The organism is Candidatus Sodalis endolongispinus, assembly GCF_018777395.1.
Classification (GTDB): Bacteria; Pseudomonadota; Gammaproteobacteria; order Enterobacterales; family Enterobacteriaceae; genus Sodalis_B; species Sodalis_B endolongispinus.
Map to the genome: position 1 here is coordinate 450,808 of NZ_JAFJYC010000001.1, position 21,732 is coordinate 472,539.

Here is a 21,732-nt window from a genome sequence, read left to right on the forward strand (position 1 = left end):
CGACATATACTACAGGTCCTTGTTAATGTCTAGAGCTAATGAAATAAAGCGCGGTATGGCGATAAATTACAACGGTAAATTATTGCTGGTTAAAGATATCGACATCCAAAGCCCGAGCGCGCGTGGCGCCAGCACGCTGTATAAAATGCGTTTTGCCGACGTACGTACCGGTTTAAAGGTAGAAGAGCGCTTTAAAGGCGACGATATCCTGGACACTATCACCCTGACGCGGCGTTCAGTGACGTTTTCCTATGTGGACGGCGATGAATATATCTTTATGGATGATGAGGATTACACCCCCTACACCTTCAAAAAAGATCAGATTGAAGACGAGCTGCTGTTTATCCCTGAGGGCGGTATTCCCGGTATGCAAGTGCTGACGATGGACAGCGCGGTGCTGGCGCTGGAACTGCCGCAAACGGTGGATCTGGATATCGTTGACACCACGCCGGGTATCAAAGGGGCTTCCGCCAGCGCGCGCACTAAACCTGCGACCCTGACCACCGGTCTGGTTATCCAGGTACCGGAATACCTCAGCAGCGGTGAACGTATTCGCATCCATGTGGCGGAACGACGCTATATGGGACGCGCCGACTAACCCACCGGTCCGCTTAACCGCACCGCGCTTTCTGACCGCGCGACATCGAATAAGCGGCCCTTATCGGCTGCGCGCGCAACCCACGGCGCTGGCCGAACAGGCCTTATCTATTAACCGCCTGACGCCGTTCCGTGGTTCATGCCGGGACCGCTATCGTCGGACAGTTGACCGCCTGACGCCGCTGCGTGGTTCATGCCGAGACCGCATATCGTCAGACGGTTTGCTGCCTTCCCCTTCCGACGTGCTTAGCCTGGCAAAAAAAGCGGTTTTCTGCCGCCTGGCTTGCAGCATTAACTTTTCATGTTTACTCTGTTAACAAAAAATCACTTTCGCCTCGGTCGCGCCGTCACCGGGCGCAAACTCCCCTTGATAGAGGACAATTCATGCCAACCCTCGCCTCACGGCCGCTACCGGAACACGTGCAGAAGCCGGGCTACGATCGCCGTCGCCTGGTCAGCCGTATTGTGCATATTGGTTTTGGTGAGTTCCACCGCGCCCATCAGGGCGTCATGACCGACCGGGTGCTCAATCGTCACGGCGGCGACTGGGGAATATGCGAGGTCAGTTTGCACAGCGCCGATCTGCTGCTGGCGCTGCGGCGTCAGGATCATCTTTATATCGTTGTCTCCAAGGGACCCGACGGGGAACGCGCGCGGGTGATAGGCGCGGTATGCGACTCGCTTGTCGTCGCCGAGCAGGGTATTGATGCCCAGCTGGCAAAGTTTGCCGAGCCGCAGGTCGCCATCGTTTCGCTGACCATTACCGAAAAAGGATACTGCATCGAACCGGGCAGCGGCCAACTCGATCTCACCCACCCGGGCATCATGGCCGATTTGGCGGCGCCGCACGCGCCTGCCACGGTGCCTGGCATCCTGGTGGAAGCACTTAATCTGCGCTATCAACGCGGTTTGGCGCCGTTTACCGTGCTTTCCTGCGACAACATTCCCGGCAATGGTCATGTCGTGCGCGCCTCGGTGCTGGGTCTCGCCCAGGCGCGAGACGCGGCGCTCGGCCGTTGGATCGCCGAACACGCCTCTTTCCCGGCCACCATGGTGGATCGTATCGTCCCCGCCGCCAGCGAGGAGATGCTTGCGGAGGTGGCGGCAATCCTCGGCGTACGGGATCCCTGCGCTATCGCCTGCGAGCCCTTTATTCAATGGGTCATAGAAGACAACTTTGTCGCCGGCCGCCCGCAATGGGAGCTGGCGGGAGCCCAGTTGGTCAATGACGTGGCGCCGTTTGAAGAAATGAAGCTGCGGATGCTTAATGGCAGTCATTCGTTCCTCGCCTGGCTGGGCTATCTGGCCGGTTACGCTCATATCAGCGACTGCATGAACGACGCCACGTTGCGCGCCGCGGTCGAGAAGCTGATGCTTAACGAGCAAGCACCCACCCTGCAGGCCATTGCAGGAGTGGACACCGGCGACTACGCCCAGCAATTGCTGGTGCGTTTCGCTAACCCCGCGCTGAAGCATCGCACCTGGCAAATCGCGATGGACAGTACGCAAAAACTGCCGCAGCGTATTCTTGATCCGCTGCGTTGGCATTTACGACAATGCCGCCCTGCGCCGCTTCTGACGCTGGCGGTGGCGGGCTGGATGCGTTACGCCGGCGGCATTGACGAGCAAGGTCAGCCTATCGCTATCCGCGATCCGCTACAGGGCACACTTTCGGAGATCGCCGCCCGGCATGAAGAGGGGCCGGCGCGGGTGCGGGCATGGCTTGCGCTTTGCAGCGTTTTCGGTCAGGATCTGCCGGAAAACCCGGCGTTCGTCGCCGCGGTCACCGAAGCTTATCGGTCGCTGATGCAGCACGGCGCGCTGGCGACGGTCGCCGGTCTGGTTAACGACTAAAGCGGAACCGCCATGACTACCCAAACCACCCTGGTAACCGGTTTTCTCGGTAGTGGCAAAACCACCACCTTACGCCATTTACTCAGCCAGAAACCCGCCGACGAAAAGTGGGCTATCCTGGTGAACGAATTCGGCGAAATCGGGGTCGATGGCGCCCTGCTCGCCGACAGCGGTGCGCTGCTAAAAGAGATCCCCAGCGGCTGCATGTGCTGCGTTAATGGTTTGCCGCTGCAAATCGGCCTTAACACCTTGCTGACGCGGAACCGGCCCGATAGATTATTGATAGAGCCCACTGGCCTGGGTCATCCCGCGCAAATCCTTGCTCTGCTCGCCTCCGATACCTACCATAACTGGCTTCAGTTGCAGGCGACATTATGCCTGCTTGACGCGCGGCAGCTTAGCCAACCACGCTATCGCGACAACGAAAACTTCCGTAGCCAGCTGGCTGCGGCCGATATCATTGTCGCCAACAAGCAGGATACCTATGCATGCGCGGATCGGGAGGCTTTGGCGGCATGGTGGCGCGCTAACGCAAACGGCCGCGCGCTGTTCAGCGTCAGCCATGGACAGCTGCCGCTAGCGCTGTTGGACAGCCCGCGGATAAATCTGCGACCGCTGTCCCCCGGCGCCGGGCATCAGCATCAGCACGCCGCGCCCCCCGCCGGCATGGCCGGGCTACGACTGCCGGACAATCAAGGCTGGCGCCGCGCGCTGAATCAGGGGCAAGGCTATCATGCCTGCGGTTGGATATTTGATGGCGCAACGCGGTTTGACACGCTGGGACTGCTGGAATGGGTGCGTCTGGCGCCGGTAGAACGCATTAAAGGTGTACTGCGGGTTAGCGAGGGCACGTTGCGGGTTAACCGTCAGGGGCATTATCTGCACACGGAAACGCTGCAGCCGCCGCCGGCAGATAGTCGAATAGAGCTTATTCACCCGCAGGCCGCGGACTGGAATCACCTTCAAAGCGGATTGTTGAAACTTCGTTTAAATTATCGCACTTATATTTAAACGAAGTTCAATTTATTATCTTAAGGGTTTTTCCATGTCTCGCCTCCTGGCCATGGCGATGCTGAGCTTGCGTGGCGTTGTTTATTTCATGGTACCTACCCGCGCACCACGGTTTCTGGTTCGCACTCGACAGCCGCATCTATCACGCGGTCAATCATCAGGCGGTCCGCCATCCGCTGTTTGCCGACTTACTGGCTATCACCAACCATCGCGTTTTCGATCTCTGCTCATTGCTGGCGATGGGGAGTTTGTACCTGCACTACTTTCTGCACGCCGATGCCGCCGGCCGTCACCGCATGTTGGCGATTGCTCTGGCCATGATCATCACCGCCCTGGTGCTCAACCAGCTCGGCCATCTGGTGCCGGTGTCGCATGTCAGTCCGTCGCGCTATTTCAAAGCCACGCCCGGCGTCGTCAGCATCGCCGAGCTGACCCGTATTCCCACTAAAGAGTTTTCAAGCGACAGCTTTCCGGGTGATCATGGTATGCTGCTGATGATTTTTGCCGCTTTTATGCTGCACTATTTCGGCCGCCGGGGCTTCCTGCAGGCCGTGCTGATTGTCTTGTTCTTTTCGACGCCCAGGATCCTGATAGGCGCGCACTGGTTCACCGATGTCGCCGTTGGTTCGTTGTCCATCGTTCTGGTAGGTTTGGGGTTGTGGTTGCCCGGCGGCGGTTGCGATGCGCTGGTGAGCTGGCTTGAGCGCCACCTGCCACGCGCGACATTGTTCAACCGTCGTCATCAGCCGCACGGATAAGAAAATAGTATTCGCCGTTTGCCCGCCGTTTGCCACCGGGAAAGCGGTTCTGTGCGTCGCCTCCCCGCCGTCAATGCCACGGTATGCCCGTGCAACCTGCCCCGGCACCGCTTTTGCCAGCGGCAGGTGATTATTTCCGCAATGGTATTCTGTGCAGGCTGGCAAATAATGACATCATTAAAAGTTATAAGTTTACGTTTAAAAAACCTCGCTTTCCTTTATTCATTACGGTAACCTCGAATTCGCTCGCCGTCCGGTCCGTTAATTTTTTTATCTTTAAAGCGATTGTGTGAGTAATACCACACACTTGATGAACGAAATCTGTTCAATTAGGACGCGCGCTCAACTCTCATTGGTTTGGCATTTTATAACGACATTGTCGTTAAGTACTTCAAGGGACAACACGAATAATGGTCAAATCTCAACCTATCTTGAGATATGTTCTGCGGCTCATCCCCGCAGTGGCGGTTGCTGCCATGCTATCCGCTTGCAGTACTTCTCATAGTCCGAAACAAACCGCTGACATGCGTGCAGTAAACGATTCAAATCATTTTTTACTGCAAGCCTCTCAGGATGAATTTGAAGAAATGGTTCGTAATGTGGATATTAAATCCAAAATTATGGATCAATATGCCGACTGGAAAGGCGTGCGTTACCGCCTCGGCGGCAGTACTAAACGGGGTATTGATTGCTCTGGTTTCGTACAAATGACCTTCCGCGAGCAGTTTGGCCTTGACCTGCCGCGTTCTACGCTGGATCAGCGGGAAATAGGCTCCAGAATTCAACGTACTAAGCTGCGTCCAGGCGACCTGGTGCTGTTTCGCGCCGGCTCAACGGGCCGCCATGTAGGCATTTATCTGGGTAACGATCAATTCGTTAATGCTTCCACCAGCAGTGGCGTAATGATTTCCAACCTGAATGAAAGCTATTGGAAGTCCCGCTACCGCGAAGCTCGTCGCGTGTTGCCCAACGGAGCACAGAGTTAATCTGGTTATTAATTGAACGTCCGCACTGCCCAATGAGAGAAAAGAAAAGACGCATCATGCTAGCGGCTTTTTTATTGTTCGTCCCCTTCGTAGCAAATTAAGGCTTGTGTAAATTAATTTACAAACCAATTAATGACTGTTAATTAATACTTTCCTCATCAGCATTTTCATTAATCTGTGATTTAATTGTTTTAACAATGTTGCCGGAAATTTGTCATTATCCCCCCCCGCCTGACGTGATTAAAGCCAAAGATAATCGGCGCGGTGACAACATTATCCGCTGCGTGCAGCAGAATAATTTGCCGGCGTTCCGCCGTCGCGCCATGACAAAAACGCGCCTTTACCCTGCCGGACCAGGATAATTGCTATGCCAAACAGGGGCGCCGACAACGATGCGAGATAGGAGAGTGGTATCCTCAGCGGCGGTGCGCACCACGAGGCGGGGTAGCACCTTTATGGGACCGTCGGCCGGGGGCATCAGGACGATAGGTTGCCACTCGGGCCAGGTGATGTTACCGGTTTCAATCGGAATAAGCCCAAAACTACAGTTTTGCCTGTCAGTGGCGACAGACGGCAGCGCCTGCCTAGCCCCGTGGCGGCAAATGCCGCTCCAGCCACTGCAGGGACGCAAAACCCTCCGCGGCCACGGCGGCAGGCGCCGATTGTCGGTAGCGATCGTTGAAAATCTCCAGCGACCAGACGCCTTGATATCCCGCCTGCTGCGCGGCCGCGGCAAACGCCGTCACCGCTAATGTGCCTTTGCCGGGAAAACAGCGATGATGGCGGCTCCATTCCTCGAACGGTATCGCCGGATAAGGTCGGGCGGCGGCGTCCGCCATTTGTATAAAGTAAAGCTTGTCGGCCGGGATGGCCATTATTTCGCGCGCCCCTTCCCCCTGCGCCAGGACGTGAAAACTGTCCAGCATGATACCCAGGTGAGGATGATTAACGGCGCGTACCAGGTCCCACGCTTGACTAAGGCGATTGACATAGGTTCCCCAGGCCAGCGCTTCAAAGACCACAGTGCAGTCATGCTGCTGCGCGAGAGTCGCTAAACGATGGAGATCTTCAATCTGCGCCTGCGGGTCGGGCGACGTTGCCGCATCGGTCCCGCTGCAGGCCAGCAACAGCCGACAGCCGAGCTGGTTCATTTGCGCCAGCATTCGTCGCGCGTTTTCCTTTACGTCGGCGCGGCGTTCCGGCGGCGCACCGACGAAATCACGCAGAGGTTGCAGCAGCAGCACCTCCAGATCCAAGGCCTGTGCCAAGCGGCGGAGGTCCCGCGCACTGCCGGGAAAAGCTGATAAATCGTCGGCAAAAATTTCGACGGCAGCAAAACCCGCGCGGGCAATAGCCTCGAGTTTTTCCGGCAGCGTGCCCGATAACGCCACGGTGGCGATAGCTTTGCGCATCATCCTACTCCTGCTACCCCACCTCAGGCGGAGAACACCATTGATTGTTTGAACAATTATGGTAAAAAACCATTATAGTTCCCAACAGTATCGCTGATTGATCTTTTCATTCCCGCCGGCGATGCATAACGATGCAGGAGCATAAGCTGATGTTTCCACGTTTTTGGCTGGCGCTGTTGTTCAGCGTTATTTGCCTGTGCGCTCGGGGCGCACCCTTGCATGACGGCTATGCTTTCGCGCTGTTGGGCGAACAGCGATACCCGCCAGCCTTCACCCATTTCGACTATGTTAATCCGGCCGCGCCCAAGGGTGGCAGCGTGACCATGGCCGCCATCGGTACCTTCGACAATTTCAACCGTTATGCCTCGCGCGGCACGGCGGCGGCGCGTACGGAACAGCTTTATGACAGCCTGTATGTCACCTCCGATGACGAAGTGGGCAGCTATTATCCGCTCGTCGCCGAATCGGCCCGTTATCCCGCCAATTATGCCTGGGCGGAAATCACGCTCAATCCACGGGCCCGCTACCATAATCATCAACCGATCACCGCCGCCGATGTCGCGTTCACGTTTAATAAGTTCATGACCGAAGGCGTCCCCCAGTTCCTGGTATTTTATAAAGGGGTCAAGGTGAAGGCTATCTCGCGGCTGACGGTCCGCTACGAGTTCCCCGAGCCGAACAAAGATGCGTTATTAGGGCTTCTTACGTTGCCGATACTTCCGGAAAGTTACTGGTCGCAGCATAAACTGAGCGATCCCCTTACTTTCCCCCCTCCCGCCAGCGGGCCTTATCGCATCACCGCCAGGCGCACGGGACAATCGGTGACGTATAGCCGGGTGAAGGATTATTGGGCGGCCACGCTGCCGGTCAATGTCGGGCGCTACAACTTCGACACGCTGCGCTATGACTATTATCTCGATGATAATGTCGCCATGGAGGCTTTCAAAGCCGGGACTTTCGATCTGCGCATTGAAGGCTCGCCCAAAAAATGAGCGACCCAGTACCGCGGCGGTAATTTCGACCGCGGTTTTATCGTTCATCGCGAAGTGGCCAATAACGCCACGGTGGGGACACCCTGGCTGAGCTTTAACATTCAGCGGCCGCTGTTTGCCGACCGTCGAGTCCGCGAGGCGCTGTCGCCGGCGTTCGATTTTGAATGGATGAACAAGGTGCTGTTTTATAATGGCTATTAGCGCGTTAACAGTTACTTCATGAACACCGACTATGCCGCGCGCGCTTATCCGGATGCCGCCGATCTGACGCTACTGGCGCCGCTGAAAAAGCAGGTGCCGCCGGAGGTCTTTAGCGCGATTTACCAGCCGCCGGTGTCCGACGGTAGCGGCTACGACCGCCTCAACCTACTCAAGGCGCTGGCGTTGCTAAAACAAGCCGGCTGGACGCTGCGCAATCAGCGCCTGGTCGACGCCCGGGGCAAACCGTTCAGCTTTGAATTGTTGGTAATGAGCGGCGGCAATAACCAGTACATTTTGCCTTTTCAGCACAGCCTGTCCCGCCTCGGCATCACCATGACGGTACGCGAAGTGTACAGCGCCCAATTTATCAACCGCCAGCGAAAACGGGATTTCGATATGATCCCCTCCACCTACGGTGCGTACGCCTTTCCCAGTAGCGATCTGCAAATCATTTGTGGTTCGGCGTATGTAGAGTCCAGCTATAACCGTCCTGGAGTAAAAGACCCCGCGATCGACTCGCTGATTAACCAAATCGTGCGCCATCAGGGTGATAAAGCGGCGTTACTGCCGTTGGGAAGGGCGTTGGACCGCGTGTTAACCTGGAATTATTTTATGATCCCGCTGTGGTATTCTCACCAGATCCGCCTGGCCTACTGGGACAAATTCGCCATGCCCGCCCAGCGCCCCGCCTACGATCTGGGTTTCGACGGCTGGTGGTATGATGTCAACAAGGCGGCGCAATTGCCCGCCCAGCGGCGCTGACCAGGAGGAGTGGCTTGACACCTTATCTACTAAAACGCCTGCTGTTGATCATCACCACACTGTGGGCCATTATCACGCTCAACTTCTTTATCGTGCAAATTGCGCCCGGCGGGCCGGTGGATCAGGCGATAGCCGCCATTGAGCTGGGACAAACGGCCGGCTTCGGCGGCAGCCACGGCGGCGATCCCCTGTCGCGCAATTAGACCCTGCACGGCGGCCAGCTGGGGGATAATCAATATCGCGGCGCGCGGGGGCTGGATCCGGAGGTGATTGCCGAAATAACCCGCCGCTACGGTTTCGACAAGCCGCTGCACGAACGTTATTTCACGTTGTTATGGCAATATGTCCGCTTTGACTTCGGCGACATTTTGTTTCGCGGCGCTTCGGTGATGCAGCTTATCAAAGACAGCCTGCCGGTTTCGGTCTCCCTGGGGGTATGGAGTACGCTGATTATCTATCTGGTGTCGATTCCGCTCGGCATCAAAAAGGCGGTACGCAACGGCAGCACCTTCGATACCTGGAGCAACTCGCTCATCATCATCGGTTACGCCATTCCAGCGTTTTTGTTCGCCGTATTGCTTATCGTGCTGTTCGCCGGCGGCAGCTATCTGGACTGGTTCCCGCTACGCGGTCTGGTGTCCGGTGATTTCGACGCCCTTCCCTGGTATGGCAAGATAGCCGATTATTTCCGGCACCTTACCCTGCCGGTACTGGCGATGGTGATTGGCTGTTTTGCCACCTTAACTATGCTCACCAAGAACGCGTTTCTCGACGAGATCCGCAAACAGTATGTTATCACTGCCCGCGCCAAGGGACTCAAGGAAGGCGCCATCCTTTATCGCCATGTTTTTCGCAACGCCATGCTGCTGGTTATCGCGGGTTTCCCCGCCACCTTTATCAGCATGTTTTTTACCGGTTCGTTGCTCATTGAAGTGATGTTTTCCCTTAACGGCCTGGGGCTGTTGGGTTATGACGCCACGCTGTCGCGTGATTACCCCGTCATGTTCGGTACGCTGTACATCTTCACGCTCATCGGTCTGCTGTTGAATATCATCAGCGATATTACCTATACGCTGGTCGATCCAAGAATTGATTTCGGGAGGCGCCATTGAAATCGTTGTCTCCGGTGAATCAGGCGCGCTGGGCGCGTTTTCGCCACAATCACCGCGGCTATTGGTCGCTGTGGTTATTTATCTTGCTGTTCGCCTTCAGTTTGTGTTCAGAGCTTATCGCCAACGACAGACCGCTGCTGGTGCGGTATCAGGGGCAGTTCTATCTGCCGTTGTGGCATGATTACAGCGAGGCTGACTTCGGCGGCCCGCTGGCCACCCGCGCGGATTACCGCGATCCGTGGCTGACGCAGCGGCTTGAGGAACAAGGCTGGGCGCTGTGGACGCCGGTGCGTTTCAACTATCGCACCATAAACTACGCCTCGGCCTCGCCGTTCCCGGCGCCGCCCGGGGCGAGGAATTGGCTCGGCACCGACAGCAACGGCCGCGATGTCCTGGCCAATCTGCTGTATGGCTTCCGGCTGTCGATGCTGTTCGGGCTGGAGTTAACGTTTTTGTCGAGCCTTATCGGCATCCTGGGCGGCGCCACCCAAGGTTATTACGGCGGGCGTCTGGATTTGTGGGGCCCGCGCTTTATTGAGGTCTGGTCCGGTATGCCGACGTTGTTTCTGATCATTTTACTCTCAAGCGTAGTGCCGCCCAATTTCTGGTGGCTGCTGGGCATTACCGTCCTTTTTGGCTGGATGAGCCTGGTCGGCGTCGTGCGCGCCGAGTTTCTGCGCACCCGCAATTTCGACTATATCCGCGCCGCGCAGGCAATGGGCGTCAGCGATCGGCACATTATGCTGCGCCATATGCTACCTAACGCCATGGTCGCAACGCTAACCTTTCTGCCGTTTATATTGTGCGGCTCGATAACCACGCTTACCTCGTTGGACTTCCTCGGCTTCGGCCTGCCGCTCGGCTCGCCGTCGCTGGGAAATCTGCTCTTGGAAGGCAAAAACAATTTGCAGGCGCCTTGGCTCGGTATTACCGCATTTATAACGCTGGCGCTGGTGCTGTCGTTATTGATTTTTATCGGCGAAGCGGTGCGCGACGCCTTCGATCCGGGGAAGGCTTATTAATATGAACCGCACGCCGTTACTTGCTATCAATCACTTGTGTGTGGCGTTCCGCCAGGGAACGTCGGTGCAACGGGTCGTCGATAATGTGTCGCTCACGCTGCACGCGGGCGAAACGCTGGCGCTGGTGGGTGAATCTGGCTCCGGCAAGAGCGTCACCGCGCTGTCGGTCCTGCGCCTGCTGCCCGCGCCGCCGGTTGAGTACCCCGGCGGGGAAATCCGGTTTAACGGACAAAGTTTGCTGGACGCCGATGAGGCGGCCCTGAGGCGTATTCGCGGCAATGATATCGCGATGATTTTTCAAGAGCCGATGTCGTCGCTTAACCCGCTGCACACGCTGGAGAAGCAACTCTGCGAAGTTCTGCTGCTGCATCGCGGTATGGGGGGAAAAGCCGCCCGCGCCGAAGCGTTGGCGAGCCTTGAGCGGGTCGGCATTCATCACCCCGCCAGCCGCTTGCGAGATTACCCGCATCAGTTGTCCGGCGGCGAACGACAGCGGGTCATGATCGCGATGGCGTTGTTAACGCGGCCAAGCCGATGAACCGACGACCGCCCTCGATGTGACGGTCCAGGCGCAGATTTTGCAATTGCTGGCGGATCTGCGCCGGGAATTGGACATGGCGCTGCTGTTTATTACCCACGATTTAAACAGTGTGCGCCAGTTGGCGGATCGGGTAGCGGTGATGCAAAACGGGCGCTGCGTGGAAACCAATAGTTGCCAAACCCTGTTCAGAGCGCCGGCGCATCCCTATACGCAGCGATTACTGGCCGCCGAACCGTCCGGTCAGCCCCAGGCGATAGCACAGGACGCCCCCCCTGCTGCGGGTAAGCCATCTGGGCGTCAGCTATGGCGGCGCCGGGCGGATATTCGCCCGGCGTCAGGCGCCTAAAATCGCCCTTAGCGGTCTTGGCTTTACGCTGCGCCGCGCTGAAAGTCTGGGATTGGTAGGGGAATCCGGTTCCGGGAAAAGCACCGCCGCGCTGGCGCTGCTGCGGCTCATCGCCAGCGATGGCGAAATCTAGTTTGACGATATGCCCCTGCATCAGTTTGACCGCCGGCAAATGCTGCCGCTGCGCCGGCGCATCCAGGTGGTGTTTCAAGACCCTTACTCGGCGTTGAATCCACGCTTATCCATGGCGGAAATTGTCGCGGATGGCCTGCAGGTGCATCAAAAGCTCAGTGCGCAGGCGGTGGAGCAGCGGGTGGTTGCGGTGCTGGAGGAAGTCGGACTGGATGCCGCCAGTCGTCACCGCTATCCAGGGGAGTTTTCCGGCGGACAGCGCCAGCGTATCGCCATCGCTCGCGCGTTGATTTTGCAGCCAGAGTTGGTGATCCTTGATGAACCGACATCCTCTCTGGATCGATCGGTACAGGCCCAGATCCTGTCATTACTGCAAACCCTGCAGCAAAAATACCGGTTAACCTATGTCTTCATTAGTCATGATTTACAGGTAATACGCGCGATGTGCCATCAGGTGGTGGTGGTGCGTCAGGGACAGGTCGTGGAACAAGGCAGCGCCGAGGCCGTGTTCCGCACCCCGCAGGCGCCGTATACGCGGGAATTGATGACGGCTGGGCGTCAATTCGTCCCTGAACGCTAGCGTGAGGCGAAAGCGGGGTTACCGGACGCGATAAGGCGAAGAAAACAGCCCGCCGATGCGTGGCGGGGAGCAACAGGCGGTCGCGCGCGGTCAAAACGGTGTGAGGAGACAACCTTTAAGCGATATGCGGTGCGCCAGCGGGTTCTGCCACCGCCACGCCAATATTTTTAATACGACACAGACCGGCGCATTCGTCATCACGGTGCAAAAACAAGCACGGTTCGCCGTCGCATTCCACGACAGAACAGCTGACTTCAATTCCAGCCAAGGTGCTGGCGAGCTCGCGCATCACCTGCCAGGCGGTATCATCACCGTGACTCAGCAGCGTCAGACCGATCAGGACATTGTCATCATGGCGGGCTTCAATAACCGGCTCCACCTTGAGCCCGGTATAACCTTGCAGCCAGCGGTAATGATGCGGTAATCGGTGTACCACGGATAATTGTAAATTTGTCACTGCTTCTCCCCAGAAGCGCCATCACATAACAATTTTATCACATAAGCATAATGCTGGCGTGACATTTACACAAAAAACGTCACATAACGGCTCTTATTAGCGTCAAAAGTGTGATAAGGATCGGCATTTTAACCGCTATGTAACCTTTTTTGGCTACGTAATACAACTTTTTTATTCATGCCTGTTACATCATGTAGGGACATCAAAAATTTCGGCCAGGGTCGCGCACGCCCTCTTCTTGCCTGCGCCACGGAAACGCGAGCGCATGTGAGGCAGGGGCGGCGGATTTTGCGGCGCGGGGAAGCCTGGCGAAGATTGCCCGGCGGCGCATGCCAATAAGGCTGCACTGGCAATGCCAGCATTCTGGCTCAGGGTGGGTATAGGGTACTGGGAAGGCTGGCCAAGCGGAATCGGCAGGCGCAGGCAACGAGGCCGCGTAAAAGTTGGCAAACGATACTGCTGCGCTGCCGGCGTTAGCGACAACCTGTACGCCGATGGCCTACGCCTCAAGCAGCCCCTGGCCGAGATAATGCGTCTGGTCGGGAACGCCAGGCAGCACGAAAAAAAAACCGCCGCCGATGGGCTGAATATACTCTTCCAGCGCCTCGCCATTCAGGCGACGCTGGACGGTGATAAACCCCTGTTCAAGATCGTGCTGATAGCTCACGAACAACAGTCCCATATCCAGCTGGCCGGCATTCGAGACCCCCAGCGAATAGCTGTAACCGCGGCGCAGCATGGTGCTGGCGATATCTTGCGGGCGGCGCGGGTTGGCACGTCGGATATGCGCATCCAGCGGTATAATAGCGCCTTGAGGATCCTGCTGGAAATCGGGCACATCATGTTCCTTGTGCATGCCCAGTGGCGCACCGGTGCGCTTATCGCGGCCGAAAATTTGCTGCTGCTCGTGCAGCGGGGTGCGGTCCCAAAATTCGACGCGAAAACGGATGACACGCACCGCTTGATAGCTGCCGCCATAGGTCCAGGGCGGCTCGCCGGCCTGCTTGCCGACCCAGATAACCTTATCCATCAGAGGATGATCGGCGGTCGACGGGTTGGCGGTGCCATCTTTAAATCCCAGCAAATTGATCGGCGTTTCGCGCCCTCTGCTGCGCGCGGCGTGCGAGGAGATAAAGCCTTCCCGCTTCCAGCGTACGCTTAAGAGATCCGGCGTATGTTTGATGACATCCCGCAAAGCATGGATCACCGTGTCGTTGTTGTTGGCGCAAATCTGCAGCAGCAGATCGCCATGGCATAACGCGTTATCAAGCGCATCATTCGGAAATCGGTGCATAACCTGCAGACGCTACGGCTTATGCGCCGCCAGACCAAAGCGTTGGTCAAACAGCGAATCCCCTACTGACACCGTGACCGTGAGGTTATCAGGATAAATGGACGCGCCGAGTATACCGGAGTCCATCGGCGGTAGCCGCTCATTCACCGCCGGGGCCTGTCCGCCGGTGGTGAGAAAGGCGATACGTTCGGTCAACAACCGGAATAAGCGTTCGAGATCCTGTCGATTTTTTGCCAGCACATCAAATGCGACCAGCATCATCGCCGCCTGCTGTGGCGTCACGATGCCTGCCTGATGGTGGCCAAAACACGGCTGCCGTTGCCAACGTTCATCCGGCGACAGCGTCCCCGGCGACGCGCCTTCCGCCGCCTGCGGCACATTGGCCGCCGTCGCTTGGCCGGCGCCGGCAGCGCCCAGACCGAGTAATAAACGCCGCCGGGTGACGGACGCTGTCGCGGTCCCTTCCCGGCGGGATGTTTTCCTGTCACTGCGACGCATAATACCCAGGGTCCTAGTCAAGCCCCAGCACGCCGCGCAGCTGCGCGAGGTCTTCGGCAAGCGTGGTGATAGGCCCTTTCAGCGCGTTGCGATCGGCATCGGTCAATTTGTCATAGGACTCAAACCCTTTACCGTTGCGGTATTTCGCGAGAACCGTATCGACTTTGGTGAAATTGCCGTCAATCTTGCTCAGTAACGGCGCGTTGGCCTTGGTCAACAGCGGGCGCAGCAGATTCACAATCTTTTGCGCGCCATCGATATTGGCCTGGAGATCCCACAGGTCGGTACGGCTATAGCGATCTTCTTCACCGGTGATTTTGCTGGAGGAAACCTCCTCAATTAACCCGGCGGCGCCGCCGACCACTTTGCTGGGCGGGAAGGTCAGTTCGCCGATGCGTTTTTGCAACTCCAGCACGTCGCGGTAGAGTTTGTCGGCAAACGGCGTCATCGCGTCGGTGGTTTTATCGGCAAATAGCGTTTTTTCCAGACGGTGGAAGCCGGTAAATTTCGGGTCCTCAGCCTTTTTCTCATAATCATCTTCCCGCGCATCGATACTCTCATCCAGATCGGAGAACAGCTCAGCGATGGGTTCGATACGTTCATAGTGCTGGCGGGTCGGGGCATATAACTGCTGAGCGGTAGCCAAATCGCCGCGGTTAATCGCGTCGGTAAAGGCCTTGGTGCCCTCGACCAGCTCCGCCACTTCGCCGATAACGTATACCTTGTAATCAGAGATGGGGCCAACCAGCGCCATGGCGTCAGGCTGGCCGGCACTCTGGCTGCCATCGGCGGTAACCGTCAGCTTGCCGCGAGGATTGCTTAACAGACCGCAGGTCATGTCATACTCCCACGGCTCCAGATTGGCGGTCATTTTCTGGGTGAAGCCCGGCGCGATATTTTCACGCTCCTCCACCACCATCACCCCTTTGAGAATTTCCCACTCCAGCCCTTTCTGGCTGGTGTTGTGCACCACAAAACGGGTTTTTCCCGCTTTAACGGTTAACGCCATCGGCTCACACTGCTTATCGTTGACAGTGATCCGCACTTCAGGAATATCCTCCGCCCGGGCGGGCAGGCTTACGGACGTCAATACCGGCAGAGCAAACAACATCGCCGGCGCCAGGCGACGGCCAAAACGTGGTTGGGTAGACATAGAACATTATCCTGATAGTAAGAGGCTGATGAAAATTTCTTATTTAGCGAGCGTCGCCGACCGGTTGTGCCGTGACGGCAGGAAAAACAAAATCAGCGCCGGCACCAGATAGAGGACATACACCGCGACTTCGCTGACGGTCGGTGTTTCCTGGTAACCCAACAAGCCCTCCAACAGCGTACCGAACAGCGTATGCGTTGACAGCACCTGACTCCAATCAAAGGCGATAGACTGATAGCTGTTCCATAGCCCGGCTTCATGAAACGCGCGGATAGCGCCGGCGGCAAGACCGGCGGCGACGAACAAAATAAACAAGCTGGTCCATTTGAAAAAGGCCGCCAGCGGTAACCGGATACCGGTCCAGTACATCATCATACCCAACGGGATGGCGCAGGCGAGACCCAATACCGCGCCGATGGGCGCGGCGATGCCGACATCCTGACTAAAGGCCGCCAGCAGGAAAAACACCGACTCTAACCCCTCTCGCGCTACGGCAAAAAACACCATACCGGTCAGCGCCCAGCCCTGACGCCGGGATTGAGCCAACGCCTGATCCACCGCCATTTCCAGCTGGTTTTTTACCGACCGGGACATTTTACGCATCCATAGCACCATCCAGGTCAACACGACAACGGCAATAACCGCCACGATGCCCTCAAATAATTCTTGTTCTTTTTGCGGAAATTCACCGGTGGTGGCGTTAATCGCCAGCCCCAATGCCAGGCATAATAGCGCCGCAGTAATAGCGCCGAGCCACACTCTTTTCAGCCATTGACCGCGGCCGGTTTTTTTCAGGTAACCCGCGATGAGGCTAACAATCAGCGCCGCTTCAAGACCTTCCCTGAGCATGATTAGAAACGTTACAAACATAGATTATCCTCACCCACCCAACGGCAGAACATTGTAAATTAACGTCAATAAGAACGATATTGATTATCATTACCTAGGGAGAAAAACAAGGTTCTTGTTAGCAAAATTGCAACTTTGATGCTACGTTCAAACCCTAAACAACTTAGGGAAAAAGACGGGAAATAATGGCTAAGGCAGGAGCCGCACGGGTCGGAGACTTGGGGCGCAGGCGTATACCCACGCGCGCGCAAACGGAGTAGCGTTTTCTCATCCATAGGTCAGCTTAGGCCGCCGGTTGCACCGTCACCGCCCTTGATGCCAACATGCAGCTACCTGAGAAGAAGGTGAGGATCCACCGGGCATAACGCGCACAGTCACCCGACGCCGCTGCGCGTCGGCCGGTTTTGCTCCCTATCAATCCTAACTGACAGAATCAACAGGACACCCAGGGCCGCACGGCACCGGTGCCACAAGGCCGGGTTCAGGGCTTCTATCCGCCCGGCGCGAGCATGACATCCTTGGACAGGACGCCCAAGCGCGGCACCGGTGCCACAAAGCCTGGTTCAGCGCGACATCCGTTCGCGCGGGGGCGAATCAGCCGGGCTTGGCGTCTGCCGGCGCGGCGCGCGCCTTGCTCTTGCGCGGCCGGCCGGCATACAGATACAAAAGCAGCGCAACGCTGCTGCAAATCGCCATGGACAGCACCATCGGCCAGGAGCTGTTAAACGTCGCCAGCGACAGCAGCGCACCGATAATCGCGCCGACGCCGAAGCGCAGCGTGCCCGCCAGCGACGAGGCCGTGCCGGCCATATGCGGGAAATCCTCCAGGATCACCGCCATGCCGTTAGAGGTCACCATGGCGACACAACCCACAAACAGCGCCACGCCGACCACCAGCGGCATGAAGCCCAGGTGCAGTGTCAGCACCGCTATCATCCACAAACCGGTGCAAAATTGAATCGCTAGTCCGAGCCGGAACATGCTTTGCGCGCCAAAACGCGCGACAAAACGGCTATTAATCAGCGTCAGGATAAACAAAAACACGACGTTGAGCGCAAAGTAATAGCCAAAATTCTGCGGCGCCACGCCATTGAGGTCGATATAGACAAACGGCCCGGCGCTGAGAAACGAAAACATGCCGGCAAAGGAGAAACCGCTGGCCAGCATGTAGCTGAACACCCGTTTGTGGCGAAACAACGAGCCGAAATTGCCGATGGTAGTGCTGAGGCGAAACTTTTGTCGCCGCTCGCGCGGCAGGGTTTCGCGAATAAACACCAATACCAGTACGGTCGCGACCAGCGCCGCTAGGCCAATGGTCCAGAATATCGCGTGCCAGCTCAACAATACCAACAGGCCACCACCGATGATTGGCGCCAGTAACGGCGCCACGGTCATCACCAACACCACGAAAGACATCATGCGCGAGATGTCATCTTTGGTGAACATATCGCGCATCAGCGCATTGATCACCACGCTTGCGGCGGCGGCCAGACCGTGCAGCAGGCGCATATAAATCAGCATCGCCACCGATTGCGACAGCGCGCACGCGGCCGCGGCCATGGCGAAGCAGAAGGTCCCGAACATAATCACCGGCTTGCGACCGAGACAATCAGCCATCGGCCCATAAAACAGCTGGCCGATGGCGAAGCCCAGCACATAAGCGCTCAGCGTCATCTGCACGCTACCGGCGCTGACGCCGTATTCTGCCGCAATAATCGGCAGCGCTGGCAGGTACATATCAATAGCCAGCGGCATCAACATGGACAACAGTCCCAGTATTACCACAATACCGATATGCTTTTTACGTTCGGGATGCACTCTCCATACTGCTTTCATCAGCCTGATTTGGTGTTTTAATGGCTTAATTTACCGCCAGACCCGCGCCGGCAATTTCCTCGGCGGTCAGCGCGCGGTATTCCCCTGGCTGCAGATGCGCATCCAGCACGATGGCGCCGATGCGCTCGCGATGCAGCGCCACCACCCGATTACCGACGGCGGCGAACATGCGTTTTACCTGGTGGTAGCGGCCTTCGCTGAGGGTCAGACGCACCTGTAAGGGCGCAAGCGTTTCCAACCGCGCCGGACGGGTTGGCACTTTCTCGCCGCGCAGCAGGATACCGTCAGCGAATTGCGCGGCGGTGTCCGCCGCCAACGGCTGTTCCAGCGTCACTAAATAGTCCTTCTCGCAGTGATGGCGCGGCGAGGTCAGCCGATGCGACCATTGCCCGTCATCGGTCAACAGAACCCGACCGGTGGTATCAATGTCCAGCCGACCGGCGGCGTGGAGCTTGTCCGGTACCGGTTCATCGATGAAATACAGGATGGTAGGATGATCGGGGTCGTCGGTTGAGCAAACATAGTCTTGCGGCTTATACAGCATGAAATAGCGCGCGGTCAGAATCTGATGCAGCAAGTTGCCATCAAAGCGGACCTGGTGTTCGGGCTGCAGCTGAAACGCTCCTTGTCTGATAACCTCGCCGTCCACGGTGACGCGTTTGGCGCGCAGCTCGCGCGCCACCAAAGCCCGGCTGACGCCCAGCTGTTGAGAGAGAAATTTGTCCAGTCGCATTAACGTTGTTTTGCCTGTAATCTTGGGAAGCGCCTGTCGACATCGGCGCTTCCGCAGAGGGAAAACACCGCGGCTGAAAAGGAAACGTCAGCGAATCGCGCAGGGAGAACAGCCGTGGCTGTTTATGGGATAAGTATACCGGGGCTTGCCCGCCACGCCTAGCAGGCATCCACTCTAATTATTATCATCCATCCTAATTCATTATGAAAACAGCCATTATTACGACTCTTTTCACCGATTTTTTCCCGCTGGCGAGGGTGCGGCGCTGATGACATTGACACTGCGCCCCTATCAACGTGAAGCGGTAACGGCTACTGTCGATCATTTCCGCCGTCACACCACGCCGGCGCTTATCGTCTTGCCAACCGGCGCCGGCAAAAGCCTGGTCATCGCCGAGCTGGCGCGCCTGGCGCGCGGCCGTGTCCTGGTGCTGGCGCACGTGAAAGATCTGGTGGCGCAAAACGAGCAAAAATACCGTGCCCTGGGGCTGGAAGCGACCATCTTCGCCGCCGGCCTGAAGTTGCGCGACAGCGCCGGCAAGGTGGTGTTTGGCAGCGTACAATCCGTAGCACGCAATCTATCCGCCTTCACCACCCCGTTTTCGCTGCTGATCATTGATGAGTGCCACCGCCTGGGCGATGACGACGACAGCCAATATCAGCAGGTGATCCTCCATCTGCGCGAGGTCACGCCGCCTGGGCTGCGCATTCTCGGCCTTACCGCCACCCCTTACCGGCTGGGAAAGGGATGGATATATCATTTTCATTACTACGGCATGGTGCGCGGCGATGAGGGCTGCTTTTTTCGCGACTGTATTTTTGAACTGCCGCTGCATTACATGGTGAAGCACCGCTATCTGGTGGTGCCGGAGCGGTTGGATATGCCGGTGCGCCATTACGATTTCAGCCGCCTTCTGCCCAACGCGCTGGGCGACTACCCGGAAAACGCGCTCAATGGTGAACTGCGGCGCCTGCGGCGCACCACTCCGCTGATTGTCGCGCAAATCCTCGATTACGGCGCCGCCAGACGGGGCGTGATGATCTTTGCCGCCACCGTTGAGCACGCCCGGGAAGTTCTCAGTTTGCTGCCAGCGGAGAAGGCGGCACTCATCAGCGCCGGGACCCCGACGGCCGAGCGCGATCGGTTGATTGACGCCTTCCGCGCGCGGCGCCTGCATTACCTGGTCAACGTCGCGGTGCTGACCACCGGTTTCGATGCCCCCCATGTTGACGTTATCGCCATCTTGCGCCCAACGGCCTCGGTGAGCCTGTACCAACAGATCGTCGGCCGCGGATTGCGGCTTTATCCCGGCAAAACCGCCTGTCTCATCCTGGATTATGCCGGAAACGGGCACGATCTCTATTCGCCGGAGGTCGGGCAGGCAAAACCGGACGGGCAGAGCCAGCCGGTACAGGTTTTCTGTCCCGCCTGCGGTTTCGCCAATCTGTTTTGGGGCAAAACGACGGGCGACGGCGAGGTGATTGAGCATTACGGCCGTCGTTGCCATGGCTGGCATGAAGACGAACGGGGCACGCGCCTGCAATGTGATTACCGCTTTCGCTTTAAACTGTGCGCCGACTGCGGCGCACAGAACGACATCGCCGCCCGCCGCTGCCACCATTGCCAGCGTATTTTGCTCGATCCTGACGATATGCTTAAAGCGGCGCTACGGCTGAAGGATGCGCTGGTGCTGCGCTGTAGCGGCATGTCGCTGCGCGCGGGTCAGGATGATAATGGGGAATGGCTGCAGGTAACCTATTACGACGAGGACGGCGCCGACGTCGGCGAGCGCTACCGCCTGCATACACCAGCGCAGCGGCGGCTGTTTGCGCTTCGGTTTTTGCCGTTGCACCTGCGCGCCCCGGGGGTGAACTTCACCTGGCGGCGGGCGGTGGATATCGAAGCGGCAGCGGACAAGTTACGGCCACCGGATTTTGTGGTTGCCCGCCGGCGCGGCCATTTTTGGCAGGTGCGCGAAAAAGTCTTCGACTATCAGGGTCGCTTGCGACGCGCCCATGAACTACGCGGCTGACCGGGTTTTGTTTGCTCCGCGCCGGGAATTCCGGTAGAATTCCGCCCGCTTACTGGCAAGCAAGTTTATCCTGCCTGCTGCTGGGTCGCCTGTAGCAGGTTCAATTCCCGGTTTTGAGAAAAATTATGTTAACCATTAACGCTGAAATCCGTAAAGACCGGGGCAAGGGTGCGAGCCGCCGCCTGCGTCTTGAGAACAAGTTCCCGGCTATCGTTTATGGCGGCGCCGAAGCACCGGTCGCCATTGAGCTGGATCACGATATCGTTCTGAACACCCAGACCAAAGAAGGTTTTTACACCGACGTTCTGGCCCTGGTGATCGACGGTAAAGAGACCAAAGTGAAGTTACAGGCGGTGCAACGTCATCCGTTCAAACCGAAACTGACCCACATCGATTTCGTTCGCGTCTAAGCGTGCGAGGTCGAAAGAAAACGCCGCAACCTGCGGCGTTTTTTTTACCCGATGCCGAGAGTCGGCCTGTCGCCAGAGTCTTGTCAGGTGGCCGTTGGCGCACGTCAGTGGCGTATGACCTGGCTCCCCCCGGACGCTTAGTGGTTGACGCCGTTATATTCTGC

At 57.5% G+C, this 21,732-nt stretch carries 14 protein-coding genes and 4 pseudogenes; 11 read left to right on the forward strand and 7 right to left on the reverse strand.

All coding sequences use genetic code 11. The annotated features are described in order from the left end of the window. The first annotated feature begins 25 nt into the window (after positions 1–25). From yeiP to mepS, 5 genes are all read left to right on the forward strand, one after another. A complete protein-coding gene (yeiP, locus tag JZM24_RS02270) occupies positions 26–598 on the forward strand; it encodes an elongation factor P-like protein YeiP (protein WP_215668420.1) in 573 nt (190 codons plus the stop codon). A 383-nt stretch (positions 599–981) separates the two neighbouring features. Beyond that, positions 982–2,451, forward strand: coding sequence for a mannitol dehydrogenase family protein (locus JZM24_RS02275; RefSeq protein ID WP_215668421.1), 1,470 nt, complete (start codon positions 982–984; stop codon positions 2,449–2,451). A gap of 12 nt (positions 2,452–2,463) precedes the next feature. Then, entirely contained in the window at positions 2,464–3,462 is a 999-nt protein-coding gene (locus JZM24_RS02280; RefSeq protein ID WP_215668422.1) for a CobW family GTP-binding protein, read from the forward strand. A gap of 71 nt (positions 3,463–3,533) precedes the next feature. After that, on the forward strand, positions 3,534–4,220 hold the full coding sequence (locus JZM24_RS02285) for a phosphatase PAP2 family protein (protein ID WP_215668423.1): 687 nt from the start codon (positions 3,534–3,536) through the stop codon (positions 4,218–4,220). 410 nt (positions 4,221–4,630) lie between these two features. Then, positions 4,631–5,206 carry a bifunctional murein DD-endopeptidase/murein LD-carboxypeptidase gene (gene mepS / locus JZM24_RS02290; protein WP_215668424.1) on the forward strand — a complete coding sequence of 192 codons (576 nt, stop codon included), beginning with the start codon at positions 4,631–4,633 and terminating at the stop codon, positions 5,204–5,206. A gap of 584 nt (positions 5,207–5,790) precedes the next feature. Here the strand turns inward: mepS and JZM24_RS02295 are convergent. Continuing rightward, complete coding sequence (locus JZM24_RS02295) at positions 5,791–6,621, reverse strand: sugar phosphate isomerase/epimerase family protein (protein WP_215668425.1); 831 nt, start codon at positions 6,619–6,621, stop codon at positions 5,791–5,793. Between the two features lie 146 nt (positions 6,622–6,767). On the opposite strand from JZM24_RS02295, the pseudogene JZM24_RS02300 reads away from it, so the two are divergent. The 4 genes and pseudogenes from JZM24_RS02300 to yejF all read left to right on the forward strand — a co-directional run bounded on the left by JZM24_RS02300 (position 6,768) and on the right by yejF (position 12,306). Continuing rightward, positions 6,768–8,573 (forward strand): annotated as a pseudogene (locus tag JZM24_RS02300) (extracellular solute-binding protein). A gap of 14 nt (positions 8,574–8,587) precedes the next feature. Next, positions 8,588–9,685 (forward strand): annotated as a pseudogene (locus JZM24_RS02305) (microcin C ABC transporter permease YejB). Then, the gene (locus JZM24_RS02310; protein WP_215668426.1) at positions 9,682–10,707 is read left to right on the forward strand and encodes an ABC transporter permease; all 1,026 of its coding nucleotides are present in this window, start codon (positions 9,682–9,684) and stop codon (positions 10,705–10,707) included. Before JZM24_RS02305 ends, JZM24_RS02310 begins: the two are co-directional and overlap by 4 nt. Position 10,708: 1 nt before the next feature. Beyond that, positions 10,709–12,306 (forward strand): annotated as a pseudogene (yejF, locus tag JZM24_RS02315) (microcin C ABC transporter ATP-binding protein YejF). Between the two features lie 115 nt (positions 12,307–12,421). Here the strand turns inward: yejF and JZM24_RS02320 are convergent. From JZM24_RS02320 to rsuA, 6 genes and pseudogenes are all read right to left on the reverse strand, one after another. Continuing rightward, positions 12,422–12,763 carry a YejG family protein gene (locus tag JZM24_RS02320; protein WP_215668427.1) on the reverse strand — a complete coding sequence of 114 codons (342 nt, stop codon included), beginning with the start codon at positions 12,761–12,763 and terminating at the stop codon, positions 12,422–12,424. A gap of 499 nt (positions 12,764–13,262) precedes the next feature. Continuing rightward, positions 13,263–14,555: pseudogene (efeB, locus tag JZM24_RS02325) on the reverse strand (iron uptake transporter deferrochelatase/peroxidase subunit). Between the two features lie 13 nt (positions 14,556–14,568). Continuing rightward, complete coding sequence (gene efeO, locus JZM24_RS02330) at positions 14,569–15,708, reverse strand: iron uptake system protein EfeO (RefSeq protein WP_215668428.1); 1,140 nt, start codon at positions 15,706–15,708, stop codon at positions 14,569–14,571. Between the two features lie 39 nt (positions 15,709–15,747). After that, complete coding sequence (efeU, locus tag JZM24_RS02335) at positions 15,748–16,578, reverse strand: iron uptake transporter permease EfeU (protein WP_215668429.1); 831 nt, start codon at positions 16,576–16,578, stop codon at positions 15,748–15,750. A 573-nt stretch (positions 16,579–17,151) separates the two neighbouring features. Continuing rightward, positions 17,152–18,393: a Bcr/CflA family multidrug efflux MFS transporter gene (locus JZM24_RS02340; protein WP_215668430.1), complete on the reverse strand. Its 1,242-nt coding sequence runs from the start codon at positions 18,391–18,393 to the stop codon at positions 17,152–17,154. A gap of 25 nt (positions 18,394–18,418) precedes the next feature. Beyond that, the gene (rsuA, locus tag JZM24_RS02345; RefSeq protein WP_215668431.1) at positions 18,419–19,126 is read right to left on the reverse strand and encodes a 16S rRNA pseudouridine(516) synthase RsuA; all 708 of its coding nucleotides are present in this window, start codon (positions 19,124–19,126) and stop codon (positions 18,419–18,421) included. Positions 19,127–19,394: 268 nt separating this feature from the next. Between rsuA and radD the strand changes: the two genes are divergently transcribed. Further along, a complete protein-coding gene (radD, locus tag JZM24_RS02350) occupies positions 19,395–21,158 on the forward strand; it encodes a DNA repair helicase RadD (RefSeq protein ID WP_215668432.1) in 1,764 nt (587 codons plus the stop codon). A gap of 125 nt (positions 21,159–21,283) precedes the next feature. Further along, positions 21,284–21,568, forward strand: coding sequence for a 50S ribosomal protein L25 (rplY, locus tag JZM24_RS02355; protein WP_215668433.1), 285 nt, complete (start codon positions 21,284–21,286; stop codon positions 21,566–21,568). Positions 21,569–21,732: the final 164 nt, after the last annotated feature.